Here is a 16,685-nt window from a genome sequence, read left to right on the forward strand (position 1 = left end):
AGAGGCACTCTTTCCTGCCCGAGGTTTGCTTTTGGGGAAGCTTACTGGCGCATAAGGGAAGACTTATTGAAAAGGTGTGTAATTGACACTATTAGACAGAGGAAGACGTCTGAAAGTCGTTCTATATGCAGGAAGCGAGCGCTTTCTATGCCTTTAAGCAAGGAGATAAGCCTGCTGATATATATATCTGGCCAGGGAGCATGACCTGATATATAACCTTTTGGTTATGCTTTACCTCAGAATCTGCGAAGTAAAAGCCTGGACTATTGTTGCGCCTGCATGGTACTCTTGGTTTAGAAGATAGGGAGACAACGTCGTCTCCTGGCAGAACAGGGAGGTGACAATGACGCCACCTCCTGATTCTTATGCCACTTAGAGAAGGAGAAGAACAGATCATGATGAGCAGTCAGCATGCAGAAAACGGGAATGCGCGCGATTTGCAGATGGCCTGGCAGGGTGAGACTCGCTGGCGGGGCGTCGAGCGACCCTATCTGGCGGAAGATGTCTTGCGTTTACGTGGCTCGGTACATATTGAATATACACTGGCTCGCATGGGTGCCAAACGCCTCTGGACGCTGCTGCGCAGCGAGCCCTTTGTGCCTGCGCTTGGTGCGTTGACCGGTAATCAGGCTGTCCAACAGGTGCGCGCTGGATTGAAGGCTATCTATCTAAGTGGCTGGCAGGTTGCCGCGGATGCAAACCTGGCGGGGCATATGTATCCAGATCAGAGTCTCTATCCGGCCAATAGTGTGCCGCAGGTCGTGAAGCGCATCAATCAGGCCCTACAGCGCGCCGACCAGATTCAGCACTCTGAGGGGAAAGGGGATATCTACTGGTTCGCTCCCATTGTCGCCGATGCCGAGGCTGGTTTTGGTGGCCCCTTAAACGTCTTTGAGTTGATGAAGGCCATGATCGAGGCTGGCGCGGCTGGCGTCCACTTCGAAGACCAGCTTGCTTCAGAGAAGAAATGCGGGCATTTAGGCGGTAAGGTCCTCATACCAACCGCTTCTGCGGTGAAGAACCTGGTAGCGGCGCGTTTTGCCGCAGATGTCATGGGTGTGCCAACCGTGCTGATTGCGCGTACCGACGCTAACGGAGCGCAGTTGATTACCTCAGATATTGATGAGGCTGATCGGCCGTTCTTGACGGGTGAGCGCACGCCCGAGGGCTTCTTCCGAGTCCGCAGTGGCATTGAAGCAGCGATTGCGCGTGGTCTCTCCTATGCTCCCTATTGTGATCTCATCTGGTGTGAGACCTCATCCCCAGATATGGGGGAGGCCGAGCGCTTTGCCGCTGAGATTCATGCACGCTTCCCTGGGAAACTCCTGGCCTATAACTGCTCGCCCTCGTTTAACTGGCGTAAAAATCTGAGCGAAACCCAGATCGCGGAGTTCCAGAAGCATTTAGGCTCACTTGGCTATGCCTTCCAGTTCATCACCCTGGCGGGTTTCCACGCGCTTAATTACAGCATGTTTGACCTGGCACGTGGCTATCGCGAAGAGGGTATGACCGCCTACTCTCGCTTGCAGCAGGCAGAGTTCGCTCTAGAAAAAGTAGGGTATACTGCTACCAAGCACCAACATGAGGTTGGCACGGGCTACTTCGATGAAGTTACTCAGGTCATCGCGGGCGGTGCGTCCTCTACTACGGCGCTTACGGGCTCCACGGAAGAGGCTCAGTTTCACTAAACAAAGTGCTATGATCTTATTCCGAAACCCAACGCCACTGGCGTGTCTAGCGCTTCGCGCTCAGGGTTTTCGGAGAAGTAGTATGTGGTATGGTGCAGGGGGCCCGCTACTGGCGTACGCGGCTACTGAGGTGGTGTGGCTACGCACCTTTTACCTGGTAAGTGGTGTGTTGGGCCATGGCGGCCGCAGGCCGCTATGGCCCAACACACCACTTACTCCTGCAAGCGCCGCAGGCGCGAGAAAGAATAAGAAAGGCAGTGCCTGATCATGGCTCATTCTCTTCATACATCATATGCTGAAGGTATTCAGGTGCTGGCTCCCGTGACCGCTGAATTCGCGGAAATCGTGACGCCAGAGGCCCTGAAATTCGTTGCCCTCCTCTCACGAGCCTTTGAGGCGCGACGGCAAGAATTATTACAGCGTCGCGTGACACGCCAGGCCGAGATCCATGCGGGCAAGTTACCAGATTTCATGTCCGAGACGGAGACGGTACGCAAGGGCAATTGGACGATTGCTCCCCTGCCGCATGACCTTCAGGATCGCCGGGTCGAGATTACCGGTCCCGTTGAGCGTAAGATGGTAATCAACGCCTTAAACTCGGGTGCGCGCATGTTTATGGCAGACTTTGAGGATGCGCACTCGCCCACCTGGGAGGCCACGATTCAGGGCCAGATCAACCTGCGCGACGCGATCCGGCGCACTATTACCTTTACCAGTCCCGAAGGCAAGGTCTATAAACTGAACGAGCAAACGGCAGTTCTGCTGGTCAGGCCTCGTGGCTGGCACCTGGATGAGAAGCATGTGCAGGTTGATGGAAAGCCTGTCTCGGGCGGCATCTTTGATTTTGCCTTGTACCTCTACCATAATGCGCGGGAGCTCCTGCAGCGTGGCTCTGGTCCCTACTTCTACCTGCCGAAGATGGAGAGTCACCTGGAGGCGCGGCTCTGGAACGATATCTTTGTCCTGGCCCAGCGCGAACTGGGAATTCCTCAGGGGGCAATTAAAGCCACGGTCCTGATCGAGACCATCCTGGCGACCTTTGAGATGGACGAGATCCTCTACGAACTACGCGAGCACTCGGCTGGTCTGAATTGTGGCCGCTGGGACTATATCTTTAGCGCGATCAAGAAGTTTCGCAACCATCCAGCCTTTATCTTTCCCGACCGGGCTAAGGTCACGATGACGACGCATTTTATGCGTTCATACGCCTTATTGACCATCGCGACCTGCCATCGCCGTAGCGCACCCGCAATTGGCGGGATGGCCGCCCAGATTCCCATTAAGGGCGATCCACAGGCCAATGAGGAGGCCATGGAGCGAGTGCGTAGCGATAAGCGCCGCGAGGCGACCGATGGACATGATGGAACCTGGGTGGCCCATCCTGGCCTGGTGCCAATCGCCTTGGCAGAGTTCGACGCCGTTATGAAGAGCCCCAATCAGATTGTGCGTAAGCGCGAGGACGTGCAGGTTGGCGCCGCCGACCTGCTCAAGGTGCCTGAAGGCACGATTACCGAGGCGGGGCTACGCAATAATATCAGCGTAAGTCTGCAGTACCTGGAGTCGTGGCTGCGTGGCCTGGGGTGTGTCCCCATCAATAACCTGATGGAGGACGCAGCTACCGTTGAGATCTCCAGGGCGCAGATCTGGCAATGGATTCGCCATCCCAAAGGTGTATTGGAGGATGGACGCAAGGTGACGCTGGAGCTATACCACCAACTCCGCGAGGAAGAGCTCCAGAAGTTGAAGGACGCCCTGGGCGAAGAGCGCTACGCGACGCGTAAGTTCGCCCCCGCCGCTGAAATTCTCAATCAACTCGTCTCAGATGACCAGTTTGTCGAGTTTCTGACCCTTCCCGCATACCAGTACCTCGGCTAAGCGAGCCGCGATACTGTCTGATATTGTCCTATAGTATCCGATACTATCCGATACTATCAATAATTGATTTCAGGTTTTTTCTTCGAGTATGGCTGGTGTGAGAGTGGGCTACTGCCCACTCTCACACCAGCCATACATTCATACTTGAGCGCTGCAGGCGCGAAAAAAGGTATCCCCTCAAGGGAGCGAAGTGCTATAATACTACAAACTATATTCAGGGTGACTGCTTCACACTTGAGAACATACTCTAACACCCTTTCCAGTCTTACAAGCCAGGCAGGAGTCCATCCACATGAGCACTCGCTTTGCATCCCCTACGAGTTATCGTGTCGCTGCTATTCAGTATGCGCCATCTCTGGGCGAGAAAGAGAAAAACGTTGCGGATTTGCTCGCTCTCGTTGAAGAGGCTGCTCAGCATGGTGCGCGCCTTATCGTCCTCCCAGAGATGTGTACAACCGGTTATTGCTGGACAACGCGCGCGGAGATCGCCCCCTATGTGGAGCCCATTCCCGGACCAACGACCCACCGCTTTCAGGCCTTAGCCTCGCGTTATCAATGCTATATTGCTCTGGGCATGCCGGAGGTGGACACGCTCACACAGGTGTATTATAACGCTATGGTTCTTCTCGGCCCTGATGGCCCCGTGGGGACTTATCGCAAAATGCATTCATATATGTCAGAACCTCGTTGGGCGCGTGATGGCGATGGGGGGGTGCCTGTATGGGAGACACCACTTGGGCGCCTGGGCGCTATGATTGGCCTGGATGCCACTTACTTTGAGACGGCGCGCCTCGCCGCCTTACAGGAGGTAGATGTTCTTGTCTGCCCAACGAACTGGGCGCTGGAACAGCATCCCACGAACTGGTGGATGGCGCGGGCCTTTGAAAACGGCATCTACCTGCTGGTAGCGAATCGCGAGGGTAATGAGCGTGGCATGCATTTTTATGGTGGAAGTTGCCTGCTAAATCCAGATGGTTCAATTCAAGCTGCGCTGGAGACTGGATCAGGTATTCTCTATGGTGAGGTGGACCTGGCGCATAGTCGCGAGAAGCGCTGGGGAAGCGAGCAGGAGGTGTACGGGAACCGCCTCCAGGATCGCCGTCCACGCGAATATATCTCGCTTGTCAACAATCAATACCTGTGGGAACCCTTGCGTTATCATAGCCTGTATGAACTTGGGGAGCTACCTCAGGGGCAGTTATCATGTGTGGGTTTCCTCCAACTAGGCCTGAGCTCCTTCGCGGCCTCTCAGGCGTCGACCACGCTTGAGACGTTGCAAAACCTGGTGCGCATGTGTATTCGTGATAATGCCCCCGCCTGTCCCGATATTTTGGTGCTCCCTGAATTGGTGCTTCCTGGCCCTGTATTGCTGCATCCAGCAACGCAAAATCCCGCGAAGGAGTTCGCGAACCACATACGTACACAGGCCATTCGTGTTCCGGGTCCCGAAACGGATGCGCTGGTCGCCCTGGCGCAGGAGCTTCAAGTGAGCATGGTGCTTGGGGTCGCCGAGCATGCACAGGGGAACTACTACAACACGATTCTGTTGCTTGATCCTCACGGCATCTATGGAACGTATCGCAAACTACATCTTACACAGCGGGACCGGCTCTGGGCCTCGCCGGGCAATCTCGGTCTCTCGACATTTGATACGCCCAGCGGCCGCATCGGGCTGGCAACAGGATATGATGTGCTTTTTCCGGAAACCTTACGTGTGCTGGCAGGGATGGGAACCGATCTCGTCTGCGCCCCCGCTTTCCTCGATTTTCCGGCTCCTGTACCCGTCGCGGCGACCCCTGGAGCGCGCACGTCGTTTAGTTTCTTTATGGATGAGGATGGGAGTCAGCTTCATCACCTGCTCTGGCGGGTACGTGCCGCCGAGCATAATGTGTATCTCGCCCTGGCGAACTGGAGCCAGGAGTGCGTGGGTGGGCAGGCTAATGGTATGAGTGGCGTGTTTTCGCCAAACTATACCAATGAGGTCGTCGCCGATGAAGATGAACCAGGCTTGATGATGATGACCATTGATACGCGTGAGCAGCGCACAGGGCGGCGTACCACTCATATGCTTGACTATGCTCCCGGCGATATGGCGGGCTCGTTGACGGGCGAGCTGGCTTATAATATCCTGGATTCTATTCCCGGGAACGTCGTGCGCGCCAAGCCAATGCTACGTAAGCGCCAACCCTACTGGTACCTGGACATTGTGAAAGAGCGGCAGTCATAGCCTGTTGTGCTTCGGGGCATATGTATCAATGCCTGTCAATGAAGACAAAAGAGCGTGTAGGGTCCATGCTGGCATGGACTGCGAGCGCAGCGATCTCTCCAGCGGCTGGGTATCAACCTGCGGGCGAAGAGTCCATGCCAGCATGGACCCTACAATTAATTGGCACCATATGAAAGGAAGCATATGCGTCTGGCTGACAAGGTTGCGATCATTACAGGAGCAGCGAGTGGCATGGGCAAGCTGGCGGCTGAGATTTTTGCCAGGGAAGGGGCAAGCGTCGCCCTGGTTGATATTGATGACAGGGGCGAGCAGGCAGCGGCTGAGATTCGCCAGGCTGGTGGAAAAGCCCTCTTCTGTCGTGCCGATGTCTCGAGCGAAGAGGCGGTGAAAGGCATGGTGGCTCAGGTCATAGAGGCGTTTGGGCATATCGATGTACTCTATAATAATGCGGGGGTGATGCCGCCAGAGGATGAGGGTTTGGAGCAGATCACCGATGCCCTGTGGCAGAAGGTCATGGATGTCAATCTCAAGAGTGCCTATCTCTGCTCACGCTACGCTATTCCACATATGCTCGAGCAGGGTAGGGGATCGATCATCAATATTGCCTCGCTGGTCGTTTTTCTGGGGTGTACGGTCCCCCAGGATGCTTATACTATCTCTAAAGGTGGTCTGCTGGGCCTGACCAAGTCGCTAGCAGTACAGTACGGTCGCCAGGGCATTCGCTGTAACGCCATCTGTCCCGGCCCGATAGAGACCGAGTTGCTTCGTCATCTCTGGACCAGCGAGGAGGCGCGTAATACGCGGCTCAATCGTATCCCGATGGGGCGCTTTGGTGATCCAAAGGATATTGTCTATATGGCCTTGTACCTGGCCTCCGATGAATCTGCCTGGACGACCGGGACCTGGTTGATGGTGGATGGTGGGATCTCCTCAAACTATTTTTAGTCTGACTGACGCTGGGCGTAGGAGTGTTTCTCTCGCAAGGTATAACGAAAAGGTGGTAGGAGTGTTGTATCACCCCTCAATGATGAGTGTGGAGCGTGTCTGGCTCAATGGGTAGGATTGGTATGGGACAGCATAAAAACGAGCGAATACTGAATAAAAGAATGCGCCTGGCCTTCTATACTGGCGGCACAATAGGGTGGAGTGTGGTGCTAAGCATCCTGCTCTACCTGTGTATTGTGCTACTACTTGGATTGCTTGTGTATCGAGAGATGGCGACCAGCGATGTGTGGACGGGCCTTTTACTCTTCCTGGTGAGCCTCCTTTCGGCCCTGGCGCTGGCTCGTTCACTGGTTACCTTGCGGCAGAATCAGACCTTCTGGCGTTCTCATAAGCAGCAACAAAATGAAATTAATCTTTTGCGCATGCTGGTGAATCCTCTGGTGGATGTGTTAGATAGGGCGCGCCTGCATGAAGAGGCGGTGCGCCAGCTCTCGACTATTTTAGGGTATGATGCTGTCGTGTTACTGACACTGGAGGAACCAGGGGAAGGCGCATCTTCTGCACAATCGCTACTCATTCATGCTGTCTCCTCTACATCAACCCTACTTAGCTGGCGTTCGCGCGAGCCAAATAAGCTTACCTCCATTTGTCAGGCAGGCGAGGAAACAACGATTAACTGGCATATACAAGGGGTGGCTCAATTTGATACCTGGATGCGCGAGCAACACGTCTCGCTGATCACCTTTTTTCCCCTGCTCTATCATGGCAAGAAGCTAGGGGCGCTTGGGGTGGCCCGCTGCTCGGGGAGCACTTTGAGCATGAGTGAAGCCTCGCTTCTGCGCCTCTATGCTGAGCAGTTGGCGACCTTTCTAGAATATGCCCGCTTATATGAGGAAGCACATGAGCGCCAGGTCTTCGCCCAGGCTCTGGCAAATATCGCGACACGTTTGAACGCGGCCGCCATTGAGCTGGGAGAAATGAACCAGTTGATTTGTGATGAAGGCGGGCATGCCCTCGACGCTGACTATACTATCTTTTATTTGCCCGATGAGAAGCGTGAGAAACTTGCGCCTCTGACCTGTTGGGATAAAGAGCAGGAGAGAGTGGCTCCCTCCACTACCTGGCCCGAGCTGAGCGTGCAGGAGCCAGATGGGCAGACCTTTTTTGATCTCCAAGCCCGGTTAGTGCACCTGGAGAGAGCCGATGCCGTCTCCGTTTGTAAACTATCGCCTACTCGTTCGGATGTCAGCTCCCCAGACAAGGCGGCTTGCGGTAGTGCGCAGAAAGGGGTGTTGCGCAATGCACTCTGGCAATGCGGAGTGAACTCCGCCATCCTGGTGCCGATGATGGCAGAAGGGGAGCCGATTGGTTTGCTGGTCTTCGCTCGAAGGCAGTCGGCTGGTCGTCAGCGACGCGCTTTCTCCGTCTTTGATTTGCCACACGCCCAGGATTTTAGTGAGCAGGCTGCGGTGGCCTTCACTAATGCCCGCCTGTATGAGCGCTTGCGTAATGCACACAGGCGTCTGCAAGAACTGGACCAGATGAAGGACCAGTTTATGATGACAGCTTCTCACGAACTACGTACTCCCTTGACCGCCGTTCAGGGCTATATTGAGCTTATTGTGCAATATGGTGATGTGCTTCCTCCTGAGGAGCGTGCGGATTTCCTGGAGAAGGCGCGTCGTGGATGCGATGAACTGACGATGCTTTTATCGAATGTCATGGATGCGAGTCGCCTGGAACGGGATGTAATTATTCGACCAGCCTTGCTCAAGCGCGTCTCTGTCTCTGAGGCTTTTGAGAGCGTAATCCTGATGATTGAACCGAATCTCACCAGGGAGAAGCGGGAATTGCATGTACAGGTGGCCGATGATCTCTCGGTGCAGGCTGATCCAATGCGCTTGCGCCAGGTCTTGCTCAACGTGTGCGTCAATGCATTAAAATATTCGGAGCCAGGGACACCACTTTACTTTTCTGCCTCGACCTACCAGGCGCCAGGGGCTGTGGTGCGTATCGATGTGACTGATAGAGGGAAGGGAATCGCGCCAGAGGATCAGGAGCTTGTCTTTCAGCGATTCTATCGTTTAGAGGGGGATGTGAATAGTCCAGTGCGGGGATCGGGGCTGGGCTTATATATCTCCAGGCGGTTGATAGAAGCCATGGGCGGGAAAATCTGGATTACGAGCAGCGGGATCCCAGGAGAAGGGTCGACATTTACGGTCCAGCTACCCATGGCCTAAAAACGAGAGCTGTGGGATAGGATGCAGGCTCAGCATGAGCGCTTTCTTATTTCGTGGTTCCCTCTTGCTTGCTTGCGGCCTCGGCCTGTTTCTTGACCAGGGGCGGGACGTGTTCCTCACAGAAGAGGAAGCGGCGACCTCCTGAGAGGAGCTGGGCATAGGCGGCAGGCTCGCCACAAGTATCGCAGCGACCCACGTGTGTTTTAACGGCTTTCATAAAATGGAAGACCTCCTTGCGGCATTGGTATATTGCAGAGAACAGAAGCGTTTATGTCTTCTGGGAAGTATGTTTCTCAACCTGCTCCCTATCATATCACAAATTCGCGCCTGCGGCGCTCACAAGTAAGGGGCATGGAAATGGGAGGTGCGCATCTGCGCACCTCCCATTTCCATGCCCCTTACCCAATTTGAATTCAGAGTAACGTATGTTGTTGTGGTAGGTCGGGCTTTGCCCAACCTACCACAACAACATACCCCTTTTCTTACATAAGACATAGAGAAGAAAGGGCTTTGGGGGCGCGTTTTCGTGCTAAGACATAGTAGAAGAAGTCAGGTGAGAAGGCTTCTTAAGCCGCTTTTGCTTGTAAAGACATTTTTGCCAGAAGGCAAACAGGAAACAAAGGGCGATGGAAGTGGGGATAGGTATACTATAGATAGTGGTGAGCGGTGATGAATGGGGTGCCAGCCTGATCTGTTGAGCTATGGCCCGAACACTGTTGAAAGCGTTGCTCCAGAGATAGAGAGTTGAGCCAGGCTCCTCTTACACTCTGTTGAGCCGCCTGTACATGTGCGTTGTCTTGCTCCAGACAAATTTTTCATTCATCATCGCCACCACTCCAGATTTTATCCTTCCAAACGCCTGGCTCCGTGAGACAGAGCGACATGGTTTCCCTTTGTGACCCAGGGAGAGGCGACTGAAATTTCGGTCGCCTCTCCATTTTTTTGCTTGCTCCTGGTACATATGACTAGCAAAGTGCGGCGATAGTTGAAATGGTGAAAGGGTGGAGGCTGGCAACCTGCGGCCACCAGCCTCCACCCTTTCACCATTTCAACTATGATGTCAGTTCTGCGTCCGCCTCGATTTCGCTGGCGTCGGGTTCGGCAAGGTGTGAGGATGGCTCGCGCATCTCTATGTCGAGCTTATCATCGATGGCTTTAACGTGAACCTCACAGTTCTGGGGGAGGTTCGCCAGCAGGATGCGCAGGCTGAGCGGAACAGTAAGCAGCTTTTCAATCACGCGGCGCAGGGGGCGCGCTCCCTGGGTCTGGCTGAAGCCCTCCTTGCAGAGGAGATCGATGGCGCTCTCGTCCGCGTGCAGGATCAGCCCCTGCTCAAGCAGGCGTGCGGCCAGCTCGTTCATTTGCAGCCCTGTGATGGAGCGAGCCTGGCTCTTATCCAGCGGATGGAAGATGACCACGTCATCGATGCGGTTGAGAAACTCGGGACGGAACGTTTGACGTAGCCGTTCCATAAGCTGTTCGCGCTGCATCTGCTCGTTATTTTCGCGTGAGTGCGCGCGGAAGCCACTGGGCATAGAGCGTCCTAGCATATCCGTTCCGACGTTAGAAGTCATGATCCAGATGGCGTGCTGGGCGTCGACGGTATGGCCCTGGGCGTCCGTCAGGCGTCCAGCGTCAAAGACCTGGAGGAAGAGATCAAAGACCTCGGGATGGGCCTTCTCTACCTCGTCAAGTAGGACAACACAATGGGGGCGACGGCGTAGCTTGCCGGTTAGTTGCCCCTCCTGGTCGTAGCCGACATACCCTGGAGGGGCCCCAATCATGCGCGAGACCGCGTGTTTCTCCATATACTCCGACATATCGACGCGAATCAGGTGATCATCGGAGCCAAAGACCTCGGCGGCCAGGGCGCGTGCCAGCTCTGTCTTACCGACGCCGGTGGGACCCAGGAAGAGGAAGACGCCAGCCGGGCGATGGCGTGGCTTCAGGCCAGCACGTGCGACCTGGATGGCCTGTGTCACGCGATTCACCGCCTCATCCTGGCCAATGACGCGCTCTTTGAGGCGCGTATCCAGGCTCAGTAAGCGGTCGCGTTCCTCGCGTCCAGGGGCCTGCACAGGGATACCGGTGCGATAAGAGATAACCTCCGCAATCATGGGTGCGGTAATAACAGGCCTGGCCTGAAAGTCGTCGCCATTATCTTCGAGGTCATCGACTTCGTCTTGCTGCTTTTGCTCCATCCAGAAGATGCGGGCCTGCGAGCAAGCCTCGTCGAGCACGCTACAGGCTTTATCTGGCAGGCGCAGATTGGGCAGATACTGGACCGAGAGGTGAACCGCGGCCTGGAGAGCCTCATCGGTAATGCTCGTATGATGATGCTCCTCATAGAGGGAGCGCATACCTTGGAGGATAGTGAGCGCATCTTCTGGCGATGGCTCCTCGACCAGGATGGGGCGCAGGCGGCGCTCCATCGCGGCATCCTTCTCAATCATGCGATACTCTTGAGGCGTGGTGGCGCCAATACAGCGCAAGCGTCCACCTGCCAGGGCTGGCTTGAGGATGCCTGCGGCATCGATACTGCCGTCAGCGGCGCGCCCGGTGCCGATCAGCATATGCATCTCGTCGATAAACAGGATAATATTCCCGCTTGTCTCCGCCTCTTCCAGTACCTTTAGCAGCCGTTCTTCAAACTCGCCGCGATACTTGGTGCCAGCGACCAGGGAACTGGCTGAGAGTTCGATGAGTCGTTTCCCTCGTAGCTCGGCGGGAACATGGCCTTCGACAATGCGTTGGGCCAGCCCATACACGATGGTTGTTTTGCCAACGCCGGAATCGCCGATGAGGATGGGATTATTGCGATCCTTGAGCATCAGCGTCTGCATGAGCAGGCGAATTTCTTTATCACGCCCAATGAGTGGCGTCAACTGATCGCTGGATGCCTGCTTCGTCAAGTCGCGTCCCAGGCGCTCAAGCACGGAGTTGCCGCTCTTGGCGCCTCCATCCGCTCCCAGTACGCCGGGAATTTCCTCTGGCACGGCCTCTGGATTGGCGCCTGCCGAGGGAACAAGTTCCAGCAAAGCATGGGCATCGCTCTGGACAATCAGCTCAACTAGTTGTGTAGGATTGATGCCCAGCTTGGTGAGTAGCTCATGCGTTACACCGTCGCCTTCGCCTAGAACGGCCTGCGCAATGGCGCGCTCATCGACCAGGGACGAGCCTGCCGTGACCGCGTTGCGCTCAGCTGTTTGCAAGATCTCTTTACAGCGGCGGGTAGGCAGGATGGGGGTGTCGATGCTAGCCTTGCCTGAACCCAGGGCCAGGCGGATGACATCGCGCACCTGTTTGGGTGAGAAATTGAGCGTGCGCAAGGCATCCTGAGTACAGCCACCATCGAGCTTGGTCAGGGCGATAAAGAGATGGGGGGTACCCAGGTAGTCTTTATGCATACGCCGAGCCTCGCTCAAGGCAATTTCGAGAACGGCGCGCAGGAAGCGGCGATCCGGCGTGCTAGCAGACGGAAGGATTGGCGACATAATCTGACTATCATCCAATGCGTCGAATTGTGGTTCCAGCGGTCTATCCTTTGTCGCGAGCGAAGTCGTGACCAGGCGTTGCGTGGGATCACCATACAGGAGGAAGGAGGCCCAGGTCGTATCGTTGCTATATTGCTGGGAGATGGCCTGGCGTGTGCGACGCAGGGCCTCGCCCAGGGTCACGCCATCAGCAATATCCTGATAGAGCAGCGCCATAAAGTCGCGTGCACGCAAGGGGTTTACCGGCCAACGTATAGCAATAACGGCACCGGCACCCGATGACAAAAAGCGATTGGCCAGGCGCTCGGTATGCTCATCGCGTTCTTGCTGGTTGAGAGCATTGGTGCCGATGCGTGTCTGGCGCTCGTCCTCGTAATAGCTCAGAAAGATCAGGGGGCGCTTTGAGAGGGAGAGCGAAAGGTGTTCAATCGTATCGGCATCCAGGCGTGAATTGCCCGCCAGGGCCAGGACTGGCTCGTGACCACTCATCAACGGTAGAGCGCCTGCGTAGTGAATGATCAGGGGATTCTCTGTCGCGGCGCGCATACGCAGTTCCAATTGATTGGCCTGCTGGCGGTAGAGGATACTGCGCGAGACTGTCTCGGGAAGGGTGGTGCAGAGGGTCGCGACCTCCTCTTCCGCGCCACTAAATTCGCCCGTAGGATTGACCAGAAAGAGCACAGAGACTTGCTGGCTCTCGCGTTTCCCCTGTTTGCGTGCCTGGCGTTCTACATATGCACCAGGTTGAGCAAGATCACGTTCCTGATACGTATGGGAGGTACGTCCAATGCTTAGAGATTGGCAGAGATAGCGTCCTGGCTTCTGACTCTGGTCAAAAAGTAATTCCCAGGGAATGTCCGGGGTATTGGTTTTGAGAAGCAGCGGAGTCGTTAGATTGCGGAGCGCTTCTTGTAAAGATGGCGGGAGAAGCGAATCGAAGAGGAAGCGACCAAGAACGAGTTGCACATCATGGAGTGTATTGGAGGAGCGTTTCCCCTCAGCCAGACCTGACGTCTGCGCAGACTGTGCGACGGCTTGCAGCATACGGCGAAGTCGTTCACGTGTCTCCAGACTCAGATCGACGCTGATCTCCTGTCCCATGGACGCCTGGCCATCGGGAAGATCAAGACGAAAGCGGTAATGTGTGTCAGATCGAATAATTGTTAGGATCGCTGGCTGTTCCATAGATACTTCTCTTCCACAAGCTTCCCGTAAAACATTTTAAACGTTGAGTGGCTACAAAACAGGAAAAGTATTTCAGGGTGTTCCATCGCACCAAGCTCATGCTATTTGTACAGTATAAGATAGCATATTCATTCCAGAGAGGCAATAGCAAAAAAGCCCCGTCAAAATGTTCCAAAAGAATGTGATGTGCTAGGGGCAGGCTTCGCCTCTTGCCAGCACACCACATTCCCTTCTACACGCCTGGACCAGGATAACAATTGCTGTCGTGTGCCAGGGCCTGCTGCGGGGACTTGAGTTGGAAGCTCTGATCCTGCGTAAGCGTGCCATTGAAGTAGGTGCCTGCTGAGGAGAGGCTCGCGCAGTTTCCCGTGGGTGGCAGGAGCGAGAGATCCCATTCGGGGAAGGTGCCACTCTGCCGCTGGATGAGAAGCTGGTAGGGAGCCGTTCCCATCGGGAGAACATACCAGGAGACGGTCGCCGTCAGCGTACAGTTTTTCGGCACCACGAGGTAGCCCGCGAACATCGCGCGCCCTGGTTCATCACTCTGAGAACTGGATGGCTCGCCAATCTTGTTTAAGGGATGCCACTGGTGATAATAGGGGTCATTGAGCATAGGCGCGCTCGCTCCCGCCTCGTATTGTCCCGGCGGGCAGATCAGCTCTTGTTGGGAATAAATGCCATCTCTGGGGCAGGTGCCAAAGCCTCCGCCACAGAGAGGATCGTTGGTATAGAAGCCATCGCCACTCAGCAGTTTAGCGGTGGGGGGGACATAGATGCGCACATAATCGCGTAGCGTATCCAGCCCATAAACAGAATTGATCTGGTTATAGGTTAGGCGAAACTGGAGGACATGGGTTGCCCCGCCTTGAGCGTCGAGGGACACCGTGTCCTTAAAGATACTGCGTGTAAATTGCGAGGCCTTGCTGGCACTCACGTTTTCCTGCACGATGTAGAGTCCATCGTGGGTTGTGGCGCGGTCGACCTCCGCGGCATAGCCATAGCGACTAAGAAGAGCCTGGGCCTGTGGATTACCCAGGTAGACCTCTAGATCCTTGGTTTGCAGGCTATGGAGAAACATGGTTGCCAGTTGTAAGAGATCGTTGACAGGGGCGTTCTGGATGCGCTGCATCAGGGCTTTTTCGACGCGACTGGTGAAGAGCTTACGCGCCTGGGCAGGATCTTCAACGTGCTCGATAAGCTCGCTGCGCCGAATGCCCGCGTTATCAAGCTGGTAGTAATGCAGGCGTTCCTCTAGATTTTGCGAGGTGACGGTCTCGTTATACTCGCTAATGGTCAGGGGACCCGTGACGGCGAGTACGCGCTGAATCATAAAAGGCGAGAACATAATGACGCCATCGATATCGCGTTTGACCTCGGTATGATACAAATTCGTGATGATCTTCGCCGAGGTGGGAAAGTCCGCGGAGAGATTGGCGTCGCGAATGCCCCAGTTATCGAATGGCCACCAGGAGCGATAGGCTTCGGGCGCTGGCTGACCGCTGGTGGGGGTATCTGGCGCATACTCAAGCAGGCCGATATCCTTCAGTGTAATAGGCGAGACACGCCCACCCGTAACGGTTACCTCGGCATACTGTCCATTGAAACCACCGGTTGCGCGTAACTCGCCTCGATCCATCGTTTGCAGGAGAAAGGTCCGTGGCGTGTTGACGCCAAGTAGCCAGTTAGCAACGCCTGCCAGGCTTTCAAGGAGTGAGAAGCCCTGCTTCAATTGAGGGAGCATTTGTAGGTATTGCTGGGCCTGGGCGCGTTGCTTATCGCTTAGGGGGAGCGCGCTGATCTGTAATTGTTGTGCCTCTGTCGCGATACGGTCGATGCGCGGTTGAAGCTGGTTGAGCGTCTGCTGAATTTGTGTAATATCTGTAGAGGTAAAGAGCGGATCTTTGGTGTTTCCCAGGAGTGGCGTATGCAATTTGGGCGCGAGCTTGCTGACAAGTGTCAGGGCATCATTGCCGACATAGGTCGCCTCAATGCCGATGCGTAGCGCCTGGCGTGCGGCAACAATTTGTTGCTGATAGGATGAGAAGTTTGCCTCTACCAGGTGAACCAGCGATGAGTCATCGAGAATGTGTTGGGCCGAGGTAAAGTCCATGCGTGCGGCATTGATCTCCTCCTGCGCTTGCTGGATTCGCTGCGGATTGAGCAGGTTGGGTGTCTTCTGAGCGGGATTCTGCGAGGTCGAACCTGAAAGCAGGCTCTTGACGTTTTGCAGATGCTGAATGCCCTGGTTGGCGTGTGTATGCAGGGCATTGTATGTCGAGAGGCCACTGAGGCCATAAACGATTCCGCCAGCCAGGGGGGTGAGGATGCTGAAGACCAGCAAGAGACGCAGGCCCAGAGAGAGCTTCTGATGCCGGGTCAGGCTCTGAAATATCGATAGGTGAAGCCTCGCTGCCCATACTTGTGGCTTAAGAGGTGACAATGGAGTGGTGGCAGCGGCGGCTACAGGTTCCCCAGACGTGGTTGCTGCCTTCTCTGTGGCATTGGAAGTATCTTCTGAAGTATCTTCTTTAGAGGCGGAAGGACTTTCAGGCATCACGTCAGTCGCTGTGGCTTCCTCGGTTGCTGGTAGCGTTGAGTCACTGATAGGCTGCGCTTCGGTTGGAGCATCCAATGGATTTAGCTCCGTCTCCTGTGACTGTTGTGTGCCTACCTCTGTAGGACTGGAGGACACTGACGTTTCAGGAACGGTGTCTTCGCCTGCTAGAGCCATCGTAGTGGGCATAGGAGTGGTGGGAGAAGGCATAGGAGTGCTTGCATACTCAGTCAGGGAAATGGCATTAGCCCCTTCTTCGGCTTCCTGCTGATTAGGAGTGATCGGGATACTCGCCTCAATCTGACCTGGTGTTACTTGCCGGGTGCTTGCTTCGGCTACATTCTGCTCGAAGGCAGGTTGTTTATCTACATTATCGTTCACGTGTGCCACACATCTCTTTTCTTTGTACGTATGCACGCATGGATATCCCTTGCCATAACTATAACGTATCAATTTGCCTGCTCGTTTCATGATAAT

8 protein-coding genes are annotated in these 16,685 nt (G+C 55.2%); 5 read left to right on the forward strand and 3 right to left on the reverse strand.

Annotated features, from left to right (window positions below; all coding sequences use genetic code 11):
• The first annotated feature begins 395 nt into the window (after window positions 1-395).
• The 5 genes from aceA to JMJ16_RS25890 all read left to right on the forward strand — a co-directional run bounded on the left by aceA (window position 396) and on the right by JMJ16_RS25890 (window position 8,975).
• Entirely contained in the window at window positions 396-1,688 is a 1,293-nt protein-coding gene (gene aceA, locus JMJ16_RS25870; RefSeq protein WP_201386261.1) for an isocitrate lyase, read from the forward strand.
• Between the two features lie 267 nt (window positions 1,689-1,955).
• On the forward strand, window positions 1,956-3,563 hold the full coding sequence (gene aceB, locus JMJ16_RS25875) for a malate synthase A (protein ID WP_201386263.1): 1,608 nt from the start codon (window positions 1,956-1,958) through the stop codon (window positions 3,561-3,563).
• Window positions 3,564-3,855: 292 nt separating this feature from the next.
• A complete protein-coding gene (locus JMJ16_RS25880; protein WP_201386265.1) occupies window positions 3,856-5,790 on the forward strand; it encodes a nitrilase-related carbon-nitrogen hydrolase in 1,935 nt (644 codons plus the stop codon).
• 183 nt (window positions 5,791-5,973) lie between these two features.
• Window positions 5,974-6,735, forward strand: coding sequence for an SDR family NAD(P)-dependent oxidoreductase (locus tag JMJ16_RS25885; RefSeq protein WP_201386267.1), 762 nt, complete (start codon window positions 5,974-5,976; stop codon window positions 6,733-6,735).
• Between the two features lie 122 nt (window positions 6,736-6,857).
• Window positions 6,858-8,975 carry a GAF domain-containing sensor histidine kinase gene (locus tag JMJ16_RS25890; RefSeq protein ID WP_201386269.1) on the forward strand — a complete coding sequence of 706 codons (2,118 nt, stop codon included), beginning with the start codon at window positions 6,858-6,860 and terminating at the stop codon, window positions 8,973-8,975.
• Window positions 8,976-9,021: 46 nt separating this feature from the next.
• Here JMJ16_RS25890 and JMJ16_RS25895 read toward each other — a convergent pair whose 3' ends face one another.
• The 3 genes from JMJ16_RS25895 to JMJ16_RS25905 form a co-directional block, all read right to left on the reverse strand.
• A complete protein-coding gene (locus JMJ16_RS25895) occupies window positions 9,022-9,192 on the reverse strand; it encodes a hypothetical protein (RefSeq protein WP_201370897.1) in 171 nt (56 codons plus the stop codon).
• An 835-nt stretch (window positions 9,193-10,027) separates the two neighbouring features.
• Window positions 10,028-13,654 carry an AAA family ATPase gene (locus JMJ16_RS25900; RefSeq protein ID WP_201386274.1) on the reverse strand — a complete coding sequence of 1,209 codons (3,627 nt, stop codon included), beginning with the start codon at window positions 13,652-13,654 and terminating at the stop codon, window positions 10,028-10,030.
• A gap of 232 nt (window positions 13,655-13,886) precedes the next feature.
• Window positions 13,887-16,589 carry a DUF4012 domain-containing protein gene (locus JMJ16_RS25905; RefSeq protein ID WP_201386275.1) on the reverse strand — a complete coding sequence of 901 codons (2,703 nt, stop codon included), beginning with the start codon at window positions 16,587-16,589 and terminating at the stop codon, window positions 13,887-13,889.
• Window positions 16,590-16,685 lie beyond the last annotated feature (96 nt).

It is taken from the genome of Ktedonobacter sp. SOSP1-52 (genome assembly GCF_016587395.1).